Source organism: Streptomyces sp. NBC_01775 (assembly GCF_035917675.1).
GTDB lineage: Bacteria > Actinomycetota > Actinomycetes > Streptomycetales > Streptomycetaceae > Streptomyces.
The window spans coordinates 328,464-347,540 of the sequence record NZ_CP109104.1 but is presented as its reverse complement, the minus strand read 5'-3'; the positions used below and the strand labels follow the sequence as shown (position 1 = coordinate 347,540).

General features: G+C 69.5%; 16 protein-coding genes and 1 riboswitch. Of the genes, 8 read left to right on the top strand and 8 right to left on the bottom strand.

All coding sequences use genetic code 11. The features are described from left to right. Window positions 1-224: 224 nt before the first annotated feature. Both OHB04_RS01700 and OHB04_RS01695 read right to left on the bottom strand, forming a co-directional pair. Entirely contained in the window at window positions 225-1,421 is a 1,197-nt protein-coding gene (locus tag OHB04_RS01700) for an NAD(P)/FAD-dependent oxidoreductase (protein WP_326685964.1), read from the bottom strand. Window positions 1,422-1,514: 93 nt separating this feature from the next. Then, window positions 1,515-2,459 carry an RNA polymerase sigma-70 factor gene (locus tag OHB04_RS01695; protein ID WP_326806578.1) on the bottom strand — a complete coding sequence of 315 codons (945 nt, stop codon included), beginning with the start codon at window positions 2,457-2,459 and terminating at the stop codon, window positions 1,515-1,517. Window positions 2,460-2,707: 248 nt separating this feature from the next. Then, window positions 2,708-2,919: riboswitch (cobalamin riboswitch) on the top strand. A gap of 75 nt (window positions 2,920-2,994) precedes the next feature. Here OHB04_RS01695 and OHB04_RS01690 point away from each other — a divergent pair. The 3 genes from OHB04_RS01690 to OHB04_RS01680 are packed head-to-tail and all read left to right on the top strand — an operon-like array spanning window position 2,995 to window position 5,881. Further along, window positions 2,995-4,053, top strand: a complete 1,059-nt coding sequence (locus tag OHB04_RS01690; RefSeq protein WP_326806577.1) for an ABC transporter substrate-binding protein — start codon at window positions 2,995-2,997, stop codon at window positions 4,051-4,053. After that, window positions 4,050-5,063, top strand: coding sequence for a FecCD family ABC transporter permease (locus tag OHB04_RS01685; protein WP_326685961.1), 1,014 nt, complete (start codon window positions 4,050-4,052; stop codon window positions 5,061-5,063). The genes OHB04_RS01690 and OHB04_RS01685 overlap by 4 nt, the downstream gene beginning before the upstream one ends. Continuing rightward, window positions 5,060-5,881 carry an ABC transporter ATP-binding protein gene (locus OHB04_RS01680; RefSeq protein WP_326685960.1) on the top strand — a complete coding sequence of 274 codons (822 nt, stop codon included), beginning with the start codon at window positions 5,060-5,062 and terminating at the stop codon, window positions 5,879-5,881. Before OHB04_RS01685 ends, OHB04_RS01680 begins: the two co-directional genes overlap by 4 nt. Window positions 5,882-5,938: 57 nt before the next feature. On the opposite strand, the gene OHB04_RS01675 is transcribed toward OHB04_RS01680, so the two are convergent. Next, window positions 5,939-7,120 carry a hypothetical protein gene (locus tag OHB04_RS01675; protein ID WP_326685959.1) on the bottom strand — a complete coding sequence of 394 codons (1,182 nt, stop codon included), beginning with the start codon at window positions 7,118-7,120 and terminating at the stop codon, window positions 5,939-5,941. Window positions 7,121-7,413: 293 nt separating this feature from the next. On the opposite strand from OHB04_RS01675, the gene OHB04_RS01670 reads away from it, so the two are divergent. The 4 genes from OHB04_RS01670 to OHB04_RS01655 all read left to right on the top strand — a co-directional run bounded on the left by OHB04_RS01670 (window position 7,414) and on the right by OHB04_RS01655 (window position 11,324). Then, window positions 7,414-7,548: a hypothetical protein gene (locus OHB04_RS01670; protein WP_326685958.1), complete on the top strand. Its 135-nt coding sequence runs from the start codon at window positions 7,414-7,416 to the stop codon at window positions 7,546-7,548. Next, window positions 7,545-8,057, top strand: a complete 513-nt coding sequence (locus OHB04_RS01665) for a hypothetical protein (RefSeq protein ID WP_326685957.1) — start codon at window positions 7,545-7,547, stop codon at window positions 8,055-8,057. Before OHB04_RS01670 ends, OHB04_RS01665 begins: the two co-directional genes overlap by 4 nt. A gap of 288 nt (window positions 8,058-8,345) precedes the next feature. After that, a complete protein-coding gene (locus OHB04_RS01660) occupies window positions 8,346-10,253 on the top strand; it encodes a S9 family peptidase (RefSeq protein WP_326806576.1) in 1,908 nt (635 codons plus the stop codon). 207 nt (window positions 10,254-10,460) lie between these two features. Continuing rightward, the gene (locus tag OHB04_RS01655) at window positions 10,461-11,324 is read left to right on the top strand and encodes a hypothetical protein (protein WP_326685955.1); all 864 of its coding nucleotides are present in this window, start codon (window positions 10,461-10,463) and stop codon (window positions 11,322-11,324) included. 194 nt (window positions 11,325-11,518) lie between these two features. Here the strand turns inward: OHB04_RS01655 and OHB04_RS01650 are convergent, their stop codons facing one another. Both OHB04_RS01650 and OHB04_RS01645 read right to left on the bottom strand, forming a co-directional pair. Further along, window positions 11,519-13,153, bottom strand: coding sequence for a pectate lyase (locus tag OHB04_RS01650; protein WP_326806575.1), 1,635 nt, complete (start codon window positions 13,151-13,153; stop codon window positions 11,519-11,521). A gap of 376 nt (window positions 13,154-13,529) precedes the next feature. Next, complete coding sequence (locus tag OHB04_RS01645; protein WP_326806574.1) at window positions 13,530-14,414, bottom strand: NAD(P)-dependent oxidoreductase; 885 nt, start codon at window positions 14,412-14,414, stop codon at window positions 13,530-13,532. Between the two features lie 49 nt (window positions 14,415-14,463). On the opposite strand from OHB04_RS01645, the gene OHB04_RS01640 reads away from it, so the two are divergent. Beyond that, window positions 14,464-14,871: a MerR family transcriptional regulator gene (locus tag OHB04_RS01640; RefSeq protein WP_326685952.1), complete on the top strand. Its 408-nt coding sequence runs from the start codon at window positions 14,464-14,466 to the stop codon at window positions 14,869-14,871. 123 nt (window positions 14,872-14,994) lie between these two features. Here OHB04_RS01640 and OHB04_RS01635 read toward each other — a convergent pair whose 3' ends face one another. From OHB04_RS01635 to OHB04_RS01625, 3 genes are all read right to left on the bottom strand, one after another. Then, a complete protein-coding gene (locus OHB04_RS01635; protein WP_326806573.1) occupies window positions 14,995-15,825 on the bottom strand; it encodes a S1 RNA-binding domain-containing protein in 831 nt (276 codons plus the stop codon). A gap of 125 nt (window positions 15,826-15,950) precedes the next feature. After that, a complete protein-coding gene (locus OHB04_RS01630; protein ID WP_442814774.1) occupies window positions 15,951-17,168 on the bottom strand; it encodes an MFS transporter in 1,218 nt (405 codons plus the stop codon). 200 nt (window positions 17,169-17,368) lie between these two features. Further along, window positions 17,369-18,355, bottom strand: a complete 987-nt coding sequence (locus OHB04_RS01625; protein WP_326806572.1) for an MsnO8 family LLM class oxidoreductase — start codon at window positions 18,353-18,355, stop codon at window positions 17,369-17,371. Between the last annotated feature and the right edge of the window lie 722 nt (window positions 18,356-19,077).

Genomic DNA, 19,077 nt, shown 5'->3' with positions numbered 1-19,077 from the left:
CCGCCGGAAGCGGCGGCGGACGCGACCGTACGGCACGTCTTCGTTCCCGCCCCGCTCGCACGGGACTTGTGCCTGCCGGATCAGCAGTGGCGCCGCCCGGCGCCGGTGCGGCGGCGGGTGCGGACCGACGTGCGATCCAGCAGCACCACGCCGCCGTTGTCTCCGCTGATTCGGTTGGCGCTCTGTCCGGGCTTGGGCGCGGGCTGTCGGGAGGTGACAACCTCTCAGGGCAGCGCCTTGACCGTCGAGCCCGTCCGGGCCTGTTCCCGCACGACGTGGCGACGCCGGGTCGGCATCCCGAGCATCGGGTTGGCGACGCCCCAGGCCGCGCCCTTGCAGACCAGTTCCTTGTAGATGCCGGCGAGCCGTCCGGTCAGGGCTGCCCGGACGGCTCGGTCGTCGGCGGTGACGTACTGGATCACGCCTTCCTTGCGGCCCAGCGAGATGCACTGGTTGAAGTAGCGCAGTGGTGTGTTCGGGAGCTTCCCGCTGGTCAGGCGCGCGGCGATGGTGTCAGCGGCCTGCCACGCGGTGGGGATGCCCGAGGCGCACGACATCCGTAGCGGCTTGTCGCCCGGGCCCATCGCCATGGCCGCGTCGCCGATGGCGTACACGTCCGGGTGCGAGATCGAGCGCATGGTCCTGTCGACCACGATCTGGCCTGTGCCGGTGACCTCCAGGGTGGTGGCCTTCGCTATCGGGTGGACCGCGAAGCCGGTGGTCCACACGGTGACGGCGGCTGGGAGATCCTTGCTGTCACCGGTGGTGACGCGGTCGGCCCCGACGCCGGTGACGGCGACGTGCTCGTGCACGGTGATGCTGAGCTTGTCGAAGACCCTCCGCAGGTGCTGACGGCCCTTGGGCGAGAGCCAGTCGCCGAGACCGCCGCGGGCGGCGAGGGCGACATCGAGGTCGGGGCGGGCCTCGGCGATCTCGGTCGCGGCCTCCACTCCTGTGAGGCCGCCGCCGACGACGACCACGGGCTCTCCGGCGTCCAGGCGGGCCAGCCGCGCGCGCAGCCGGAGCGCTCCGGGCCGGCTGGCGATCTCGTGGGCGTGCTCGGCGGTGCCGGGGACGCCCTGGGTGCTCCAGCCGCTGCCGAGGGCGTACACGAGGGTGTCGTACTCCAGCTCCTCGGCGCCGTTCGCGCCCGTGACGCTGACGGTCTTGCGGTCGACGTCGACGCCGGTGGCCTTCGCGAGCTTCAGCTCGACGCCGGTGCCCGCGAACATCTCGCTGAAGGGCCGGGGCTTGAGGTCCTGGCCGACCGCCAGTTGGTGCATCCGGACGCGCTCGACGAAGTCGGGCTCGGCGTTGACGAGGGTGAGGGCGACGTCCTCGCGGCGCAGTCGCCTGGCGAGGCGTCCGGCTGCGACGGCTCCCGTGTATCCGGCTCCGAGGACGATGATGCGGTGCTGCATTTTCGTGCTCCTGTCATGGACGGCTTCGCCACTTGAACCGGGCGGCCCGCCGTTTCCTGACAGGAACGCGATGTGAAGCACCTCACACCAGTGTCAGAAGATGTTGCACAGGGGTTCGCCGTGGTCGGTTGCCGCCCACCGCTCCGTTGCGCGTTCGAGCTTGTCGGGGTTGACCTGGTTGCGGAACGCGGCGATGCCCTCGGCGGTGACCTCCACGCACACGACACCGATGACCCGGCCGTCGACGACTGCCACGACGGCGGGGGCGCCGTTGGCGGTGGTGACGTGGAGCTCGGGTGAGCCGCCGGCCATGGCGCGCTTGGCCTCGCCGGGTTTGAACAGGCCCCGCAGGAACTTCGCGACCGCGAGGGCGCCCTCGATGGCCTTGGTGCGGGCCGGGACCTTCCCGCCGCCGTCCCCGATCGAGATGGCGTCTTTGGTGAGCAGCTGTACGAGAGGCTCGGTCCGGCCGCTCGCCGCTGCCGTGAAGAACTCCTCGACGATCCGCCGGGCGGCGGCCTCGTCGACCTCGGTGCGGGCCTTGCCGTCCGCGACGTGCTTCTTGGCGCGGTGGAAGATCTGCTGGCTGGCGGCCTCGGTGATGTCGAGCGTCTCGGCGATGTCCCGGTGCGGGTAGTCGAAGGCCTCCCGCAGCACGTACACGGCCCGCTCGTTGGGGGAGAGACGCTCCATGAGGGTGAGGACCGCGTACGAGACCGATTCGCGCTGCTCGACGGTGTCGGCCGGGCCGAGCATCGGGTCCCCGGGGAGCAGCGGCTCGGGAAGCCATTGGCCCACATAGGTCTCGCGCCGCGCACGGGCAGAGGTGAGCTGGTTGCGGCACAAGTTGGTGAGGACCTTCGTCAGCCACGCCTCGGGGGTCTCGATGCGGTCGACGTCGGCGGCCTGCCAGCGCAGGAACGTCTCCTGCACGGCGTCCTCGGCCTCGCTCGCGGAGCCGAGGAGGCGGTAGGCGATGGCCTCGAGGCGGGGCCGGGACACCTCGAACCGGCTCACGTCGTCCGCAGTCAGCGACATGGCCTTGATCCTAGCTCTCGCAGCGGGCCGCGCCGCTCCAGTGCGGTGAGCACCTCGATTGTCTCCCTGCCGCGCAGAGCTCATGTCCGCGCCGCTGTCGATGCCGGAACCGCGCAGGCGCGGCATGCGGCCAAAGGAGCCCCGAGCTGTTCCGGGCCGGCCAGCGCGGCGGATTCCATGTCCGGGCGGCGCATCAGCCCTGCCCCGTGGCGGCCGGCCGGTGTGCCGGTCTGTAGAGAATTCAATCTTGATAAGGTGCAGAAGCCAGTCGTGCCGTATCCGAGGCCAGGGAATCCGGTGGAAATCCGGAACTGACGCGCAGCGGTGAGGGGGACGGGCGGGGCATTCGACGCCACTGGGGTGGTGCGAGGCGGTCGGATGACCGATGCGCACGACACCGGGAAGGCGCTCCGTCCGCGCGAACCCGAGTCCGAAGACCTGCTGGCACCTCTTTGCCATCGGTTTTGCCATCGGTGAGGAGGACCCCGTAGGCCAGGCTCCGCGTCCCGAGCCCCGACATCGCAAGGTCGTGCACGTGTTCCGCATCCACCCCTTCCGTGCCCGCCATGGGGCGGCTCTCCTGCTCGGCCCGGCCCTGTTGCTCACCGCGTGCGGCGGCACCGGCAAGGGCGAGGCCGGGTCCGGCGGGGAGAAGTCGGCAACCGCCGGCTACCCGCGCACCATCGGCAACTGCGGTCACGAGGTCACCTTGAAGTCGGCTCCGCGTCGGGCCGTCTCCCTCAACCAGGGCACCACGGAGATCCTGCTCTCCCTCGGCCTCGAAGACCGCCTGGCCGGCACGGCGACCTGGACCGACCCGGTGATGAAGGGGCTGGTGAAGGCCAACAGGTCCGTACCGCGCCTCGCCGACAACAACCCCTCCTTCGAGAAGGTCCTGGACGCCGAACCCGACTTCGTCACCTCCTCCTTCGTCTCCACGCTCGGCAAGGGCGGCGTCGCCACCCGTGAGCAGTTCGAGAAGCTCGGCGTGCCGACATATGTCTCCCCGTCCGACTGCGCCGCGGGGAAGGACAACGACAGCGGCGGCGACGGCTCCCGCAGCAAGCCGCTTGCCCTCGACACCGTTTACGGCGAAATACGTGATCTGTCCCGGGCGTTCGGCGTCGTCGAACGCGGCGACGAGCTCGTCGCGCGACTGAAGGAGCGGGTGCGCAAGGCCACCGAAGGAGTGGACGCCTCCGACACCTCCCTCATGTACTGGTTCGCCAACGCCCAGTCGCCCTACCTCGCCGGCTGCTGCGGCGCCCCCGGCGCGATCACCCGGGCCGTCGGCGCGAAGAACGCCTTCTCCGACGACAAGGACGAGTGGCCCCAGATCAACTGGGAGACCGTCGCCGACCGTGACCCGGATGTCATCGTCCTCGGCGATCTGACCCGGAAGTCCGAGACCGCCGAGAGCGCCAAGGCGAAGATCAAGTTCCTGGAGAGCAACCCCTCCACCCGCAATCTCACCGCGGTCAAGAAGAAGCGCTACATCCTCCTCAGCGGCCAGGCGATGAACCCCTCGATCCGCACTGTCGAAGGGATCGAGCAGGTCGCAAAGGGCCTGCGCGACTTCGGGCTCGCCAAGTGAGCGCCCGTATCCTGCTGCTGTCCGGAGGCGGCCTCGCGACGCTGGCGGTCTCCATCGCCCTCGCGGTGACCATCGGCCCAGCCGACATCTCCACCGGCGACGTGTGGGCGTCGGTCGCCGCGCACTTCCGCGGGGACGAGAGCAGCCTCACGCCGCTGCGGGACGGCATCGTGTGGAACCTGCGCATGCCCCGCACCGTGCTCGCCGCGATCTGTGGTGCCGGACTCGCGCTGTGCGGCGCCGTCATGCAGTCGCTGCTGCGCAACTCGCTCGCCGATCCCTTCGTCCTCGGTGTGTCCTCCGGGGCCTCCACGGGCGCTGTGGCTGTGGCCGTGCTCGGGACCGGAGCGGGAGCCCTGTCGCTGTCGGCGGGCGCCTTCATCGGGGCGCTGCTGTCCTTCGCCATGGTCCTGCTGCTCAGCCATACCCTCGGCGCGAGCCCCGACCGCGTCGTGCTCTCCGGTGTGGCCGCCATGCAGCTCTTCTCCGCACTGACCTCGTTCATCGTCCTCACGTCCGCGGACGCGGAGACCACCAAGGGCGTGCTGTTCTGGCTGCTCGGCTCGCTCTCGGGCGCCGACTGGGACCAGGTGCTGCTGTGCGCGGCCGTACTCGCCGTCGCCCTCGTGGTCTGCCTCGGCCACGCCACCACCCTGGACGCCTTCGCCTTCGGTGAGGAGGCCGCCGCCGGTCTGGGCGTACGGGTCGCCCGGGCCCGCCTGGTGCTGTTGTGCGCGACGGCGCTGCTGACCGCGGTCCTGGTCAGCTGTGCCGGTGCGATCGGTTTCGTCGGCCTCGTCCTGCCGCACGCCACCCGGGCGCTCACCGGCTCCGGCCACGCGCGCCTGCTGCCGGTCGCGGCGCTGGCAGGGGCCGTGTTCCTGGTGTGGGTCGATACGCTCGCCCGCATCGTGGTCGACCCCCAGGAGGTTCCGGTGGGCGTGGTCACGTCCCTCATCGGCGTACCGGCCTTCGTGGCCGTCCTCTACCGCGACCGGAGGAAGGCATGAGCCGGAACCGGCCGCCCGAACGGCCGGAGACGGCACCCGGGCTGCACGCCGAGCGAGTGGGCCGTCACACCGACGGCCGTCTCATCGTCGACGGTGTCACCCTGTCCTTGTGCCCCGGCGAGACTGTCGGCCTGCTCGGTCCCAACGGCTCGGGCAAGTCGACACTGCTGCGCCTGCTCTCCGGTGTTCTCACCGCCTCCACCGGTGTCGTCACCCTGGACGGCCGCCCCCTGCCCGCGGTCGGCCGTCGCGCCACCGCGCGCCGCGTCGCCACCGTGGAACAGCACACGCACACCCAGACAGAACTGACCGTTCACGACGTGGTGGCCCTCGGCCGCATCCCGCACCGCCGCACCTGGTCGCCGGCCTCGGACTCCGACGCACGAGCCGTCACGGCCGCATTGGAACGCACCGGTATGACCGACCGGGCCGCGCAGTCCTGGCACACCCTCTCCGGCGGCGAACGCCAACGCGCTCAGATCGCCCGCGCACTCGCCCAGGAGCCCCGCGAACTCCTCCTCGACGAGCCGACCAACCACCTCGACATCCAGCACCAGCTCGACCTGCTCGACCTCGTCGTGAGTCTGCCGGTGACCACCGTGATCGCCCTGCACGACCTCAATCTCGCCGCGATGTACTGCGACCGCCTGCTCGTCCTGCGCGGCGGCACCACCGTCGCCGAAGGCAGCCCGGCCGAGGTGCTCACGCCGTCCCTCATCGAGGAGGTCTACGGCGTCCGCACCGAGGTCACGCACCACCCCGGCCACCCGGTCATCCGTTTCCTGCGCCAGGCCACAGGGACGCCGACGCGGGCCTGACAGTGCCCCTTCCCGAAGGGGGCACTCGGGGACCGTCACCGCTGCGTGAGGAGCTGGTCACTGCCGCGGCGGACGCCTCGTCGCGCCCTTGAAGCGTCCCAGCACCTGGCTGAGGGTGCCGTGGGGCGAGTCGTCCGGCCGGGCGGCCGGGTCCGCGGGCGGCTGCGGTGCCGGCGTCGCGCCGCCTGCCGCGGCAAGCTCGCCCCGGACCCGCTCCGCCTCCTTCCGGTACAGGTCGCGGGACTCGGTCATGGCGCCGAGCGCCTCGGCGTACTTGTCGACGATCCCTCGGGCGCGGGCCAGTTCCTCCTCCGGGGTCAGGAGATGCCAGCGTTGCCGCAGGAGGCGTACGACCTGCTCCGCCTCCGCGGTCAGCGCCCGTGGCAGCGCCGCGAACGCCGTGATCCTCCAGATCAGTTCCGTCGGCTCGGAACTGTCGAGGAACAGGTTGCGCACCACGAAGCGGTCCGCGTCGTAGGCGGGGTCCGGCGGCAGCGTGGGCAGCACGACGGCCCCGCCGCGCGGCACGTGTACGCGCAGGTCCTTCAGCGCCCAGTTGACGATCTGGGCCTGCTCCGGCGCCGCCCGGTGCTCCACCACGCGGTGGCGCAGGCTCGGCGGGAGGAACGAGGCCAGCGGGCGGCGGCCCTGCTCGTCGGGGGTCATCGCCTCGTGGATGACTACGTGGATGTTCCAGCTTTCGCGGGCGCAGTCCTTGAGCAGGCGCCGCATCTCCTTGTCGTCTTCCGGCAGCCGGTGCGTGGTCCGCAGACGGGGGCCCGGCACCATGTCGTGGTCCCACGCGACGAGGTCGCTGTCGGGCCAGAACATGGTGGCGGGGGACGGCCAGTGCTGATCCCATGGGCGCTCCGCCTCGGAGGTGAGCACCCATGTGACCGTCTCGCCTCGCTTGCGCCGCTCCGCGACGTCGTACGTGGACAACTGGGCACGCACGGTGACCTCGTCCTCCACGCGCCAGCGGGCCTCGAAGACCCGCCGGGCAGAGGCGTCGAGCGCGAAGGCGCCGTCCTGGCCGTCGAAGGGGTCGGGCATGCCGCCGACAGCGGATGAGGCGGCGTCGGAGGGGGAGAGGTCGAGGAAACCGTCGATCACCCCGGCGGCCTGGAGCGCGATCAGGTTGCGGCGGATGTCCTGCTCGGGCGAGGGCCCGATGTGGCGCCCGTGCCCCAGCCACATCGTGTCGGGGACGAGAGGGGCGGAATGATTGGTTTTCGGCATGACGTCGATCTGTGGGGGGTCGCGTACGGTCCCCAGTATGGCGGTCCGGCGGCCGGGGCGTACGGCCATTACGGACTGCGCTTCCGCTGCCCCCCTACGATCGGCCCGACCGACAGCTCGGCGTCGACCCCGTCACGCCGGCGGTTTCAGGAGCTGTGCCGGTCGGTGGTCGGTCACCCGGTGCGTCTGCGGGCTCGCGCGCGTGCACGAGAGCCGGTCCGTGGCCTGACCTGCTCCGCTACCAGCTCCGGATCAATTGACTTGAAGTGTGGTTCAGGTTCTACGGTCCGGGCATGAACTCTTCCGAAGCCGAGATCTCCTACCCGCGCTCCCAGCCGCTGGGGCGGTCGGCGACCGTCTTCTCCTGGTCCATCGACCCCTCAACCGAAGGTCTGCGACGGCGTGTTGTGCGGACGTCGGGCTCATGAAGGCGGTCGTAGCGTCCGGTTCCGGCTGCCCCGAGGTGCTGGTCGCCCAGGACGTCGGGAAACCGTCCGCGAGGTGGGATTCCCGGATCGGCCGGCATGCCGTGGCCACGACGTCGGAGGGCGGTTACGCGCAGCAGGCCCGCGCGGGAATCGGGCATCTGGTGCCGATACCCGACGGGCCCGGAGCCGAGGAGGTGGCGGCCCTGCCGCGCGACGGACGTACCGCCATGGGCCTGATGGACAGCACTGGCGTCCGCCTGGGCGAATGGGCGCTCATCACCGGTGCCGGCGGCGGCCTGGGCAGTCTCCTGATGCAACTGGCCCGCGCGGCAGGCATGATCGAGGCTGCCCGGCGCCCGGCCGGACTGGAGCATGCGCGAACCGCGGCCCCCCGAAGAGGGCCCGGGCGCGAGGCATCACCCCCTGCGTCATCACCCCCTGCGTCGTCCCCTCCTGCGTCGAGCACGCGCCACTCGATGCGGCTGGTGCCGCGACGGTTTTTGTGCTGATTGGTGGGCAGTTTCTCAGGGGCTGTGTCCGCGTCGCCCGTAGTGGCTGGTGCGGGCTTGGCGTTGGCGTCTGCGGCGCCGGTGTGACCAGTGCAGGATGTGGTCAGCGATCACGTGCCGGCAGCCGGTGAGTCGGTGATCAGCCGTCTGACCTCCGCGAGGCCGACGCGGATGAGTTGGGAGGATCCGTTTCTGCTTTCGCGAAGTCGTCGGCGACCCCGTCGCCAGGGCATCGGGCCCCGCGAAGCACACCGACCGAACCGGGACAACCCCAGAAGGAGAATCCGTATGTCCGCCATACCGCGCGAGGTCCCGCGCCTCGCCGTCGAGGAATTCTTCGGCGCACCCAGCCGTGTCGGCGCGTCGATCTCGCCGGACGGGACCAGGATCGCCTATCTGGCGCCGTGGCGGGAGCGGTTGAACGTGTGGGTGGAGAGCGTCGACGCGGAGGATGAGGAGGCGCGCTGTGTCACCGCGGACGAGAACCGCAGCGTGCTCGCCTACCACTGGAGCGACGATCCGCGCTGGCTGCTCTACGAGCAAGGCGGTGATGGTGAGGAGAACTGGCACCTCTACCGGGTCGACCTGGAGAACCCGGAGGCCGGGGCGGTCGATCTCACTCCTTCCCCCGGGGTCACGGTCATGGACTGCGAGACGACCGTCACCCGGCCGGGAAAGGCGATCCTGAGTGTGAACCGCAGGAACCCCGCTGATTTCGACCTCTGCGAGCTGGACATCGCCACCGGTGAGCTGACCGTGCTGGCGCAGAACCCCGGCCATGTCGCGGGCTGGCTGTGCCCGCCCGGCGGAGGCCTGTTCGCCCAGACGTGGACGGACGACGGCGACATCGAGCTGGCGCGGTGGGACACCGGGACGGAGACGCTGCGCCCGGTTGCCACGTTCGACGGCGGCGAGTGCCCGCTGGGCATCCAGCCGATCCAGCTCACACCCGACGGGACCGGCGTGTGGCTCGGCTCCGGCCGGGGCGCCGACCGGACCCGGCTGGTGAGACTCGACTTGGCCACCGGGGAGGAGACCGTTGTGGACAGCCATCCGACCCTCGACCTGGACGCGCGTTCCGCCGTCTTCCCCACGCTGGCCTCGCCGTTCATCCGCGACCGGTACACCGGTGAGCTGATCGGGGTGCGCTACCTCGGCGGACGGCAGGTGATCCATGCCCTGGACCCGCACTTCGCCGCGGTGCTGGAGAACCTGGAGATGCTGTCCGAGGGCGACCTGTCCGACGTGTCGTCCGACGCGGGCGGGCAGCGCTGGGTGGTCAGCTTCACCCATGACCGTGACCCGGGTGTCACCTACTACTACGACCACACCACGGGCCACAGCCGGCTGCTGTTCCGGTCCTTTCCGCACCTGGATCCCGGGGTCCTCGCCCCCATGACGCCGGTCACGATCCCCTCGCGCGACGGACTGGACCTCCCCTCGTACCTGACCCTGCCCCCCGGGACCGAGCCGGCCGGGCTGCCGATGGTGCTGCTGGTCCACGGTGGCCCCGGGGCCCGGGACCACTGGGGCTTCAACCCCGTGGTGCAGCTGCTGGCCAATCGCGGATATGCGGTGTTGCAGGTCAACTTCCGCGGCTCGACCGGTTTCGGCAAGGCGTTCCTCGAGGCCGGCACCGGGGAGCCGGCCGGGAAGACGCACGGCGATCTCATCGACGCCGTCGAGTGGGCCGTCGATCAGGGGTACGCGGACCGGGACCGGGTCGCGGTCTTCGGTGGCTCCCACGGCGGTTACGCCGCCCTGATCGGGGTCACCTTCACCCCCGACGTCTTCGCCGCCGCGATCGACTTGTGCGGCATCTCCAACCTCGTCGCCTTCCTGCGGACCGTACCGGAGTTCGCCACGCCGCAGCCGGCCGGCAATCAGCACCTCTTCGCCGGCAACCCTGACGGCCCGGAGCAGAAGGCGGACATGCCGGCCCGCTCGCCCGTCAGCCCGGTGGGGAAGAGCCGCACCCCGCTGATGGTGGTTCAGGGCCGCAACGACGTGCGCGTCGTCAAGGCCGAGGCCGAGCAGATCATCGACGTGCTGCGCACCCGCGGAGTGGAGGTCGAATATGTGGTCAAGGACAACGAGGGCCACGGCTTCGCGAACCCGGCGAACACCATCGACATCTACCGCGCGGCCGACCGCTTCCTCGCCCGCCACCTGGGCGGACGACCGGACACGGAGTAGCAGGAAGCAGCTCCACGTGCGTGCGGACACGAGGGCTCGTGGGGCCTCCATCAGCAGGCCGACGAGAGCCGGCGGCACTTCGCGCGTCGCGCGTGCCGGCCGGCGCGACGGGTCGCGGGCAGGCATGGGTCACGAGCGGGTATACCTCGGCCCAGAGGCGTCCACCTGGTCAATGGCCGGAAGTGCTCTTCACATAGGGTGCCGATCATGTTTTCGTCAAAAACCCTCCAGCGAATCGCTCAGCCCGGACAGTCGGCCACGATGCCGTCCCGACGCAAGAAGAAGACCCTGATCGCGGCGGCCCTCGGCATCGGTATGGCCGTCGCTCTGAGCGGGTGCAACGAGGACACCGGCAAGTCCGCAAGAAAGCGCACCAGCAAGACCGCGGACAAGGACACCGGCGCCGCGGGGTCGAAGGCCCCCTCGACGGGGTCGTCCAAGACCTCTGCCCCGGTCAGCCCGACGGGCAAGAAGCCGCTGGTCGCGGGGTGGCAGACACAGACCGCGCAGAAGCACCACTTCCGCTTCGACGTGCCCGCCAAGGCCAAGAAGTGGAAGGTCCTCGACGAGGGCACGTCCCTCTCCTACACGGACAAGAACGGCAAGCCGATCGTCGTCATGACCGGAACCGCCAACTACCGTGAGGGCGGCTGCGGGTCGAGTCCCAACCCCAAGGCGTTCGGCGAGGCGGGCAAGGGGCAACTCGCCACAGTCGGCACCACAGGTGGCGGCAAGACCGGCACCCTCCAGGAGAACGCTCGTAACTGGGCCGGTAACTGGGGCTTCGCCGCTTACGGCGGTGAGGAGCACAAGCCCAAGATCAAGGTCAGCCAGCCCAAGCCGTGGAAGCAGGGCGGTATCGAGGGCTACACCGCGACGGCCGAGGTCACCGTCACCAACCGGCCCGGCTCGTGCGTCCCGCCGAAGGCAGTCGTGCACAGCATCGCGCAGAAGCTCCCCGACGGCACCATGCACGGCTGGGTGATCTACGCGGACCAAGGAGTCCCGAAGGCGCTGACGGCTGCCGAGATCAAGAAGATCATGAGCACAGTCCGCTCCACGGGCAGCTGACGACCGTTCGGCCGGGCCGCACGGACCGCGCTCCGCTGTCCGTGTCGGGCCCGGTCTCGCGGACAAGCTGAAGAAGATCAGCAAAGCTCCCGGCGCGCGGCCCTGACCCGTCCCCGGCACTCGCCGGCCGCCGCCTGCCGGGTCCGCCGCCGAGCGCGGAGGAAGCCGCGCGCGGCGGCGGCCGACGGGGTACCTCAGCGCACGGTCACATACGCCGTCAGGCGGGCCATGTTGGCGGTGAAGGCGGACGTGGTGATCCCCTCGGGACGCTCCCGCGGGACATAGGGCGGCTCGTCCGGCGGCGTGCGCGGGTCGTAGGGCGAGGTGTCGTAGAGGTCGCCGACGTGCCGGCTCATGTACGCCTTCCCGTCGTACGGAGCGGCCGGGGCCGGGCCGCGGTAGGGGTTGGTGACCGCGTCGATGGGCGAGAGCCAGTGGCCCCTGGTACCGAGGCCGGAGATCAACTCGGCCGCCTGCTCGTCGCTGACCTCGGGCACCGGCACGGTGGCCTCCCGGAAGAGGTCGTCGAGCGTGAGGTCACGGAAGGTGAAGTAGCGCGGCAGCGGTATCCGGCCCTTTGCCGTCAGGGGCGAGCGGGCCTTGAGGTCCGCCACTTCGGCCGGCGTCAGCGCCATCAGGCTGTCGTACGTACGGCGGAGTGCCGCCGTGTCCACGGCCCGGCCGCCGGAGTAGTGGCTCAGCGTGTCGTGGTGGTCGTAGTCGTGGTAGTAGGCACCGTTGCGGATGTTGGAGCCGAAGCGGTGCACGAACCGGGCCCGGTTGCTGCCCAGTTCCACGAAGGTCGGATGGGTGCGGGAGGCGAGCTGCGGGTTCTCGGCCTTCTGCTGGTCCGTCAGCGGGCAGCTCTCCAGCCAGGCGACGGCCTCCGGGACGCGACGCAGGAAGGCGTGGTCGCCGGTGAGCCGGAAGTAGGCGAACAGCTGCTGGACGTTGGTCTGCGTGGTGTGCGTCGCCAGCGACCGCGGCTCGTACGACCGCGCTCCCGCCGGCGCTCCGGCGGGTCTGCCGCGGGCGGCCCGCGCGAGGTGCTGGAGCCCCCAGCCGGCCTGCGGGCCCGGCTGCTGCATGCGGTGCAGGCAAGCCATCGCGCGGCGCACGGGCCGCACCAGGTCCTTCCTGCCCAGCGTGGACACGCACATCAGCAGGAACTTGATGTTCTCGCCGAGCACGTCGTCGTTGAAGGTGACATGGCGGGTGTAGTCACCGTCCTCCATGCCGTGCCGGACGTCGGAGGGCAGCCACGGCGGGACGTGATCCGGCCACGGCATGCGGCTGACCGAGCCGTGGAACGCGGGAAAGCGCTGCGGCCAGCCCCCGTCGGCGACACCGCCGCGCAGCTGGGCCTTGAGCATGAACGTGATCACCTGGTCGAGGGCCCTGCCGATGCGCGGATTCCGCCGCTCCAGGTAGAGCCGGAGCAGAAGTTGGGCGGCGGTGGAGGTGCCCGCGTCGTCGAAGGTGGCGTTGCCGTAGTGGTGCTGGAACTCCTCCAGCCGCCACCCGTTCGCCCCGATGGTCTCGTACCACTCGCGCAGGGAGCCCTCGCCCGCGAAGTCGTGGATGTAGTTCCAGCCGCCGACGGGCAGTTGGGCGTCGACGAGCGCCAGGCCGGTGCGTTCGGCGGCCCGGTAGCAGCCCTCGTCGCCGCTCGCGTGGTAGGCGTCGAGCATCGCGTGGCCCACCGAGGGGGTGCCGGGCGGCTGCACCCAGCACATGGTGCGGCGGGCCTCCATCTCGCCCCAGGTCTGCGAGAGGTCGGGCAGATAGCTCCACACGTAGGCGCCTCGGTAGGAGACATGTTCATCCATGAAGACAGCGGCCCTCCGCAGCGCCGACGCGGCGCCGGATTTGCCGGGGGCCCCGGCAGCCGGCCCGCGAGCCGCGCGCGTGGCCGCCTGCGCGGCGCCGGCTTGGCCGGGGGTGAGGGCGGGGACCAGGGCGCTGAGGGCTGGAGCCAGGGAGAGTTGGGCTAAAGTACGGCGGTTCACGGACATGCTCATCGGGGCGATGCCTCCATTCCGGGACCGACGCCAGGTGCGTCGGTCTCTTGACTACTACGCCCTGACGCCCTGACCAATGAGTCACACACAAGAATTTTTTTCTTCTATGTGAACAGGGGCTGATCGGTGCGACGCCGCGACCGCCGCCCTCGGCGCGGACACGGGGCCCGGTGTCCGGGACCGGTCAGTCGTCGCGGGGTTTGCCGAACTCTTCGATCAGCACCGGATACTGCTCCCCGCCGTGTCCGGCGGCGATCGAGCGGTCTGCCATCGCTTTGATCAACTTCGGCAGTTCGGCGTTGACACCCACCGCCTCGCTCTCCTCGATCAGGTGCGCCATCGCCCGCGCGTCGGTCTCCAGAGCCGAGACCTCGGCCGGGAAGGAGCCGCTGTCGATCTGCTCGGCATACGCGGGCAGCCATTCGGCCACACCGGCAGCGATCTGCCGCGCAAACGGCGCATACGCCGCGGCGTCGACACCGGCCGTCCTGAGCAGGGCGGTGCCCTGGAGCCAGGCGTTGAGGACGCTCCACATCATGGCCAGCCCGGCCACGTCGTACAGGGACGCCAGCCCGTGGTCCGCACCAAGGTGGGTGACGGTGCCGAGCGCTTCGAGTGTTGGCCTGTGTGCCTCGAAGTCCGACTCCGGCCCGCTGTGCAGAATCACCGCCTCGGCGGTCCCGATCGCCGGCGGGATGGCCATGATGGCGCCGTCCAGGTAGTGGGCGCCACGTTGCCCGGCCCATTGGGCGGTTTCCCGGGCCTGGGTCGAGTCGCCCGAGGTCAGGTTGATCAACATCCTGCCGTCCAGCTCGATGTCGCTCCCGCCGAGCAACTCGCGCACGGCCTCGTAGTCGGTGACGCAGATGATCGTCAGGGAACCTGCCTTGAACGCGTCGTCAACCGTTGGCGCCAGCCGTGCGCCCTCGGCCACCAGTTGGTCGGCCTTGGAAGCCGTACGGTTCCACACGGTTGTGGGATGCCCGGCTTTCAGGAACGCGCCGGCGAGTGCCTGGCCCATCAGTCCGAGTCCGATGACTGTCACGGGGAAATCGGTTTTGTTGTCCATGGCAGGATCGTCAACGTTGATACCGGTGTGAAGGTCAAGAGAGGTCGCAATGCGGATCGGGGAACTGAGTCGCCGGACGGGCGTCAACGCCCATCAGTTGCGCTACTACGAGGCCCAGGGCCTGCTGGAGGCAGACCGGGGGGCGAACGGTTACCGCGAGTATGACGAGAACGCCGTGCTGCGGGTGAAGCAGATCCGGCACCTGCTTGGCGCTGGTTTGTCCTCCGAGGACATCGCGTACCTGCTGCCCTGTGCGCTCGGAGAGGCCCCGGAGCTGCTCGGGTGTCCCGAGTTGCTGGCCGCGATGCGGTCACGGCTGCGGCGACTGGACGATCAGATGCACAGGCTCGCTCAATCCCGCGTCGCTCTTGCCGACTACATTGACGCGGCCGAGCGAATGGGCAAGGAGAGCTATCCCCCCTTCGACGATGCCCACCAGGATCCCGTCCCCGTCTGAGCGGCCGTGACCGTCGTGCGGACACCCCGTCGTGCGGACATCCCCTCTTGCGGACCGTCTCGGCCAGCGGCACGACTCCGCCGGTCTGCGAGACCACCGCCGTGTGACCACAACACGCGGGAGTCAGGGGAGGTGGGGTGAGACCTGTCGTCGAGAGAGGACCAACCTGCGTCGCTCTCGGTCGATTTCAGTGACGAGGACCGTGATCGCGTCGCCGACCTGGACGACGTCCTCCGGAGCTTCCACGGGCGTCCTTGTGAGTTCTCGAAGATGGACCAGTCCCTCGATCCCGTCGGCGACTTGAACGAAGACGCCGAACGGGATCAGCTTGGTGACTTGTCCATGGAGCGTCCGGCCCACCACGACGCCGTCGGCGAATGTCTGGAAGGGGTCCGGCTGCGTCGCTCGCAAGGACAGCCTGGCCTCGCCGTGCCAGGTGTCGAATTGGAGGAACTCACATGAGACGCGCTGTCCGACCTGAACGACGTCCGAAGCTGCTTCGCAGCGCTGCCAGGACAGTTCGGGGACGGTGATGAACCCCACGCCGGGGAAGACCGGGTGATCGGGGCCGTCGTCCAGCGCCACGAACACGCCGAAGCGTTCCGTCGCCGCGACCGTGCCGGAGAGGATCTCGCCGCAGTGCAGTGATTTCAAGAATGCCCAGAGTTCTGGGTTCTCGGTGGCAGCCATCGACAGCCGGACTCGGCCCTCATCCAGATCAACCGCGATCACCTCTGCGGTGATGCGCCGGCCGGCCTCCACGACCGCAGCCGAACGCCGGCGCCAGGACAGTTCCAACGGTCCGACTGTCCCCAACGGACGCGCGGGAAATCCGTCCAGGGCTACCGTCACCCCGCGTCGTGTGACTTCAATTGCCCTCCCGCTGCACAGCTCACCCACGTGGAGCCCTGCCAGAAACTGCCGGGAATCCTGACCATCAGATGGTCCGCTCATGCCGACAGCCTCTCATGAGAAGCGATGCGCCGGCCCACAGCGTGGCGGCTCCACCGCTCGTCCGTCAGGTCCCGAGCCACAGCCGGCCGCTCCGCGGGATTGCCCGGGAATTTCGAGTGGGACGGTCAGTCGGCCCCAGGCCAAGTAATTCGCTTTGTGTGGTGGAGCCATACGACCAGCGTCATCAAGGCCGCGGTCGTGCCGCCGAGCGTCATGACCGTCGAAGGGGAGGACCGGTCGACGATGAGGCCTCCGGCCAGTGCCCCGATCGAAAGGGTGGCCTGAAATGATGCGGTGAAGATGACTGTTGACGCCTCCGGGGTGTGCGGGGCCGCCTTGGTGAACCACGTCTGGGAGCAGACCGGGACGGCACCGTAGGCCGCTCCCCAGAGCACCAGGAGAGCGACGGCACCCGCAGGCCATTGACCCAGCACCGGCAAGAGCAAGGTCGCGGTGGCGATCATCGTCGCGGCGGCGGCAAAGGTGGCGCGCGGATAAGGGGTCGCGGTGGCTCCGCCTATGAAGTTGCCGACGATTCCCGCGGCTCCGTAGACGAGAAGGAACACCGTGATCAGGCTCGAGCTCACCTGAGTGATCTGCTCCAGGAACGGGGTGATGTATGTGTAGGCGCCGAAGTGGGCGATCACGAGGAGGAATGTCGCGACCAGGGCGAAGCGCGTGTTGACGCTTCGGAGCGTGCCGCCGAGCACAGCCAGACGAGTGGCCTTCTCACAGGGGAGTGGGGGGAGCACCAAGAGCAGCGCTGCGAAGACTGCGACGGTGAGCACTCCCATCACCACGAAGGCCATCCGCCAGCCGGCGACGTCTCCGACGAATGTGCCCAGAGGCACTCCGAGTACGGACCCCAGGGGCACCGAGGAGAAGATGATCGCCGTAGCCCGTCCCACGGACTCGGCCGGTACCAGGCGGCTCGCCAGACCTGCCCCGATCGACCAGAACCCACCGATGACGATCCCCACCAGTAGCCGAGAAACAAGAACCAGCCAGTAATTGGATGCTGCGGCGGCAAGGAAATTGGCCATGGCCAGCAGCAGGATGAAGGTGCACAGCATCCGCCGACGGTCGATTCGTGCCGTGGCCACGGTTACCAGCGGGGCGGAGACCGCGGCCAGGATTCCGGGCATGGTCATCATCAGCCCGGCCATTCCGTCCGAGACGGTGAAGCTGGAGCCGATTGACGTGAGCAGGCCGATGGGGAGAATCTCCGTGGTGACGATAGAGAAGATCCCCATCATCACCGCGATCACTGACAGCCACGAAGTGCGGGGAGCGGGATTCGCTGGTTCAGTCTTTCCGGCAGAAACCACGGAGCCTGTAGGCATGAATTTCCGTTCTGATCGGGCATCTCTTGAGAGCGTGAGAAACCAGCTCATCAAGAGCGCCGACCAGACGCTGGCAGAATCGCGACCTCAACAAGGCGGGGCGGGTCCCAGGGCGGGCATGCGTCCCCGAGCCGCCCGCACCGCACTCAGCGACACGGGCGCATGACGGTGAACCCCCGTGGTGTGCCCGGACGTTGTTCCTACAGTGCTGTCGTTGCCTCGGAGTACTTCTTGATGAGTTCGTAGGAGCGAAGGCGGTCGCCGAGGTCGTGGACGGGCGTGGTGAGCATCAGTTCGTCTGCTCCGGTCTCACCGGCCAGCTGCGTGAGCCGCTGTATGACGGCCTTGGGCGTCCCGGCGGCTTGCTGTGCACGGAAGCCGGCCAGCGCCTGTTGCTCCTTCGCCGTGAAGGAGTGGGCCGCCGCGTCCGCGGGGGTGGGGAAGGGGATCTCACTCATTCCCTTGAGGAGCCCGGCTTTGACGACGTTCATCGGTCCGGACCGCCATTCGGCCTCTTCCTCCGTTTCGGCACACACCGTCTCCACACACAACAGCACCCGAGGTCGCTCGCACCAACGGGACGGGGCGAACGCCGCCCGGTAACGCTCAAGCACCGCGCGGGTGTTGTCCGGGCGGATGTGGTGTGCGACGGCGATCGGCAGCCCGAGTTCCGCGGCGAGAGCGGCACCGGCGGTGCTGGAGGCCAGGAGCCACGGCTCCGGAAGCGGACCGAGGGCGACTTCGTCGACGAGGAAGGTCAGGATCGCGGCGACATCGTCCTGGTAGTCCGCGTCCGTCGTCGGCCCGGCACCTCGGCGCAGCGCCCGTGCTGTGGCCTCGTCGAAGGTGCCGGGGCCACGGCCGATGCCCAGGTCGACGCGGTCCGGGTGCAAGGCGGCCAGCGTTCCGAACTGCTCCGCCAGCGTGATGGGCGCGTGGTTGGGCGCCAGTACTCCACCCGGACCCAGACGGATGACCGAGGTCGAGGCGGCGGAGTGCGCGGTCAACACGACCGGTGGGAACGCGCCGATCGCGGGTGAGTGGTGATGCTCGGCGTACCAGATCCGGTGGTAGCCCAGCGATTCCAGTCCCTGTGCGAACGCGGCGGTGTCGCGCAGGGTGTCCACGGGCCGGGCACCCGCTTGGACCGTCGCGACTTCCAGCGCTGAGAGAGGTACATCGATCATGTGGTCAGCATAGGGATCGGGTGTTCGGCAAGGGGGCAATCGCGTGCGCTCCCGGTGGGGGCCCGGCGGGTTGACGGACCTGAAGAGCCGACAGCGCGGAGCCGGGCGTCAGTTCAATGACATCCGCGCGGGCCTAGGCCCACCTTCAGGCCGGCCGTCGATCCGGTTGCGTGGAAGCGGGCGTGCTGCGTCGGCTGCCCCAACAGGGGTGCCAACGGGTCTTGTTGCCCGGGCAGTCCCCGGGCGGCGGGCGGCCTTTCGCATGAACGCCGGTCACACCTCGATCGGGTGAGAAACCCTCACCGGCGGCCTCGGTGCCCCATTCGCTCGCTAGCGTTGCTCCAGGAAAGCCCGGAAAAGGGGTTCCTGGGCGAGAGAGCACGGTGGGGGAAAATGCGCCGCGTGGGGCAGGTTTTTTTGGCCGAATTCCGTCGCGGCGGAGTATGAGCGCGCAGGATATTGGCGCCGACAATTGCCCGGAGAATTGCCCGCTCGCTGGGCTGCGGCTGACCGCGTTGACGTGTGCCCGGTCGATCCCCGGTGTCGCCTGGAGAGTGGTTTCGAGCAGCCGGGCGAGGTTCGGCTGCCCCCGTGTGGCCGTCACCTCCCAGCGCTGGCGGCCGGGGACGACCGACCTTGGACGGATCGGGGCGTTGGCCCAAGCGGCTGAACGACGGTGCGCTCGCCGCCGGCGGGCCCATCAGGTGTGTTATGTACGAGAA

Coding starts and splice junctions, on each gene's coding strand:
- OHB04_RS01630 (WP_442814774.1), bottom strand. CDS start 17,168: ATGCCTACAGGCTCCGTGGTTTCTGCCGGAAAGACTGAACCAGCGAAT.
- OHB04_RS01640 (WP_326685952.1), top strand. CDS start 14,464: ATGCGGATCGGGGAACTGAGTCGCCGGACGGGCGTCAACGCCCATCAG.
- OHB04_RS01650 (WP_326806575.1), bottom strand. CDS start 13,153: ATGGATGAACATGTCTCCTACCGAGGCGCCTACGTGTGGAGCTATCTG.
- OHB04_RS01695 (WP_326806578.1), bottom strand. CDS start 2,459: ATGTCGCTGACTGCGGACGACGTGAGCCGGTTCGAGGTGTCCCGGCCC.
- OHB04_RS01655 (WP_326685955.1), top strand. CDS start 10,461: ATGTTTTCGTCAAAAACCCTCCAGCGAATCGCTCAGCCCGGACAGTCG.
- OHB04_RS01635 (WP_326806573.1), bottom strand. CDS start 15,825: ATGAGCGGACCATCTGATGGTCAGGATTCCCGGCAGTTTCTGGCAGGG.
- OHB04_RS01700 (WP_326685964.1), bottom strand. CDS start 1,421: ATGCAGCACCGCATCATCGTCCTCGGAGCCGGATACACGGGAGCCGTC.
- OHB04_RS01665 (WP_326685957.1), top strand. CDS start 7,545: ATGAAGGCGGTCGTAGCGTCCGGTTCCGGCTGCCCCGAGGTGCTGGTC.
- OHB04_RS01625 (WP_326806572.1), bottom strand. CDS start 18,355: ATGATCGATGTACCTCTCTCAGCGCTGGAAGTCGCGACGGTCCAAGCG.
- OHB04_RS01680 (WP_326685960.1), top strand. CDS start 5,060: ATGAGCCGGAACCGGCCGCCCGAACGGCCGGAGACGGCACCCGGGCTG.
- OHB04_RS01670 (WP_326685958.1), top strand. CDS start 7,414: ATGAACTCTTCCGAAGCCGAGATCTCCTACCCGCGCTCCCAGCCGCTG.
- OHB04_RS01675 (WP_326685959.1), bottom strand. CDS start 7,120: ATGCCGAAAACCAATCATTCCGCCCCTCTCGTCCCCGACACGATGTGG.
- OHB04_RS01660 (WP_326806576.1), top strand. CDS start 8,346: ATGTCCGCCATACCGCGCGAGGTCCCGCGCCTCGCCGTCGAGGAATTC.
- OHB04_RS01645 (WP_326806574.1), bottom strand. CDS start 14,414: ATGGACAACAAAACCGATTTCCCCGTGACAGTCATCGGACTCGGACTG.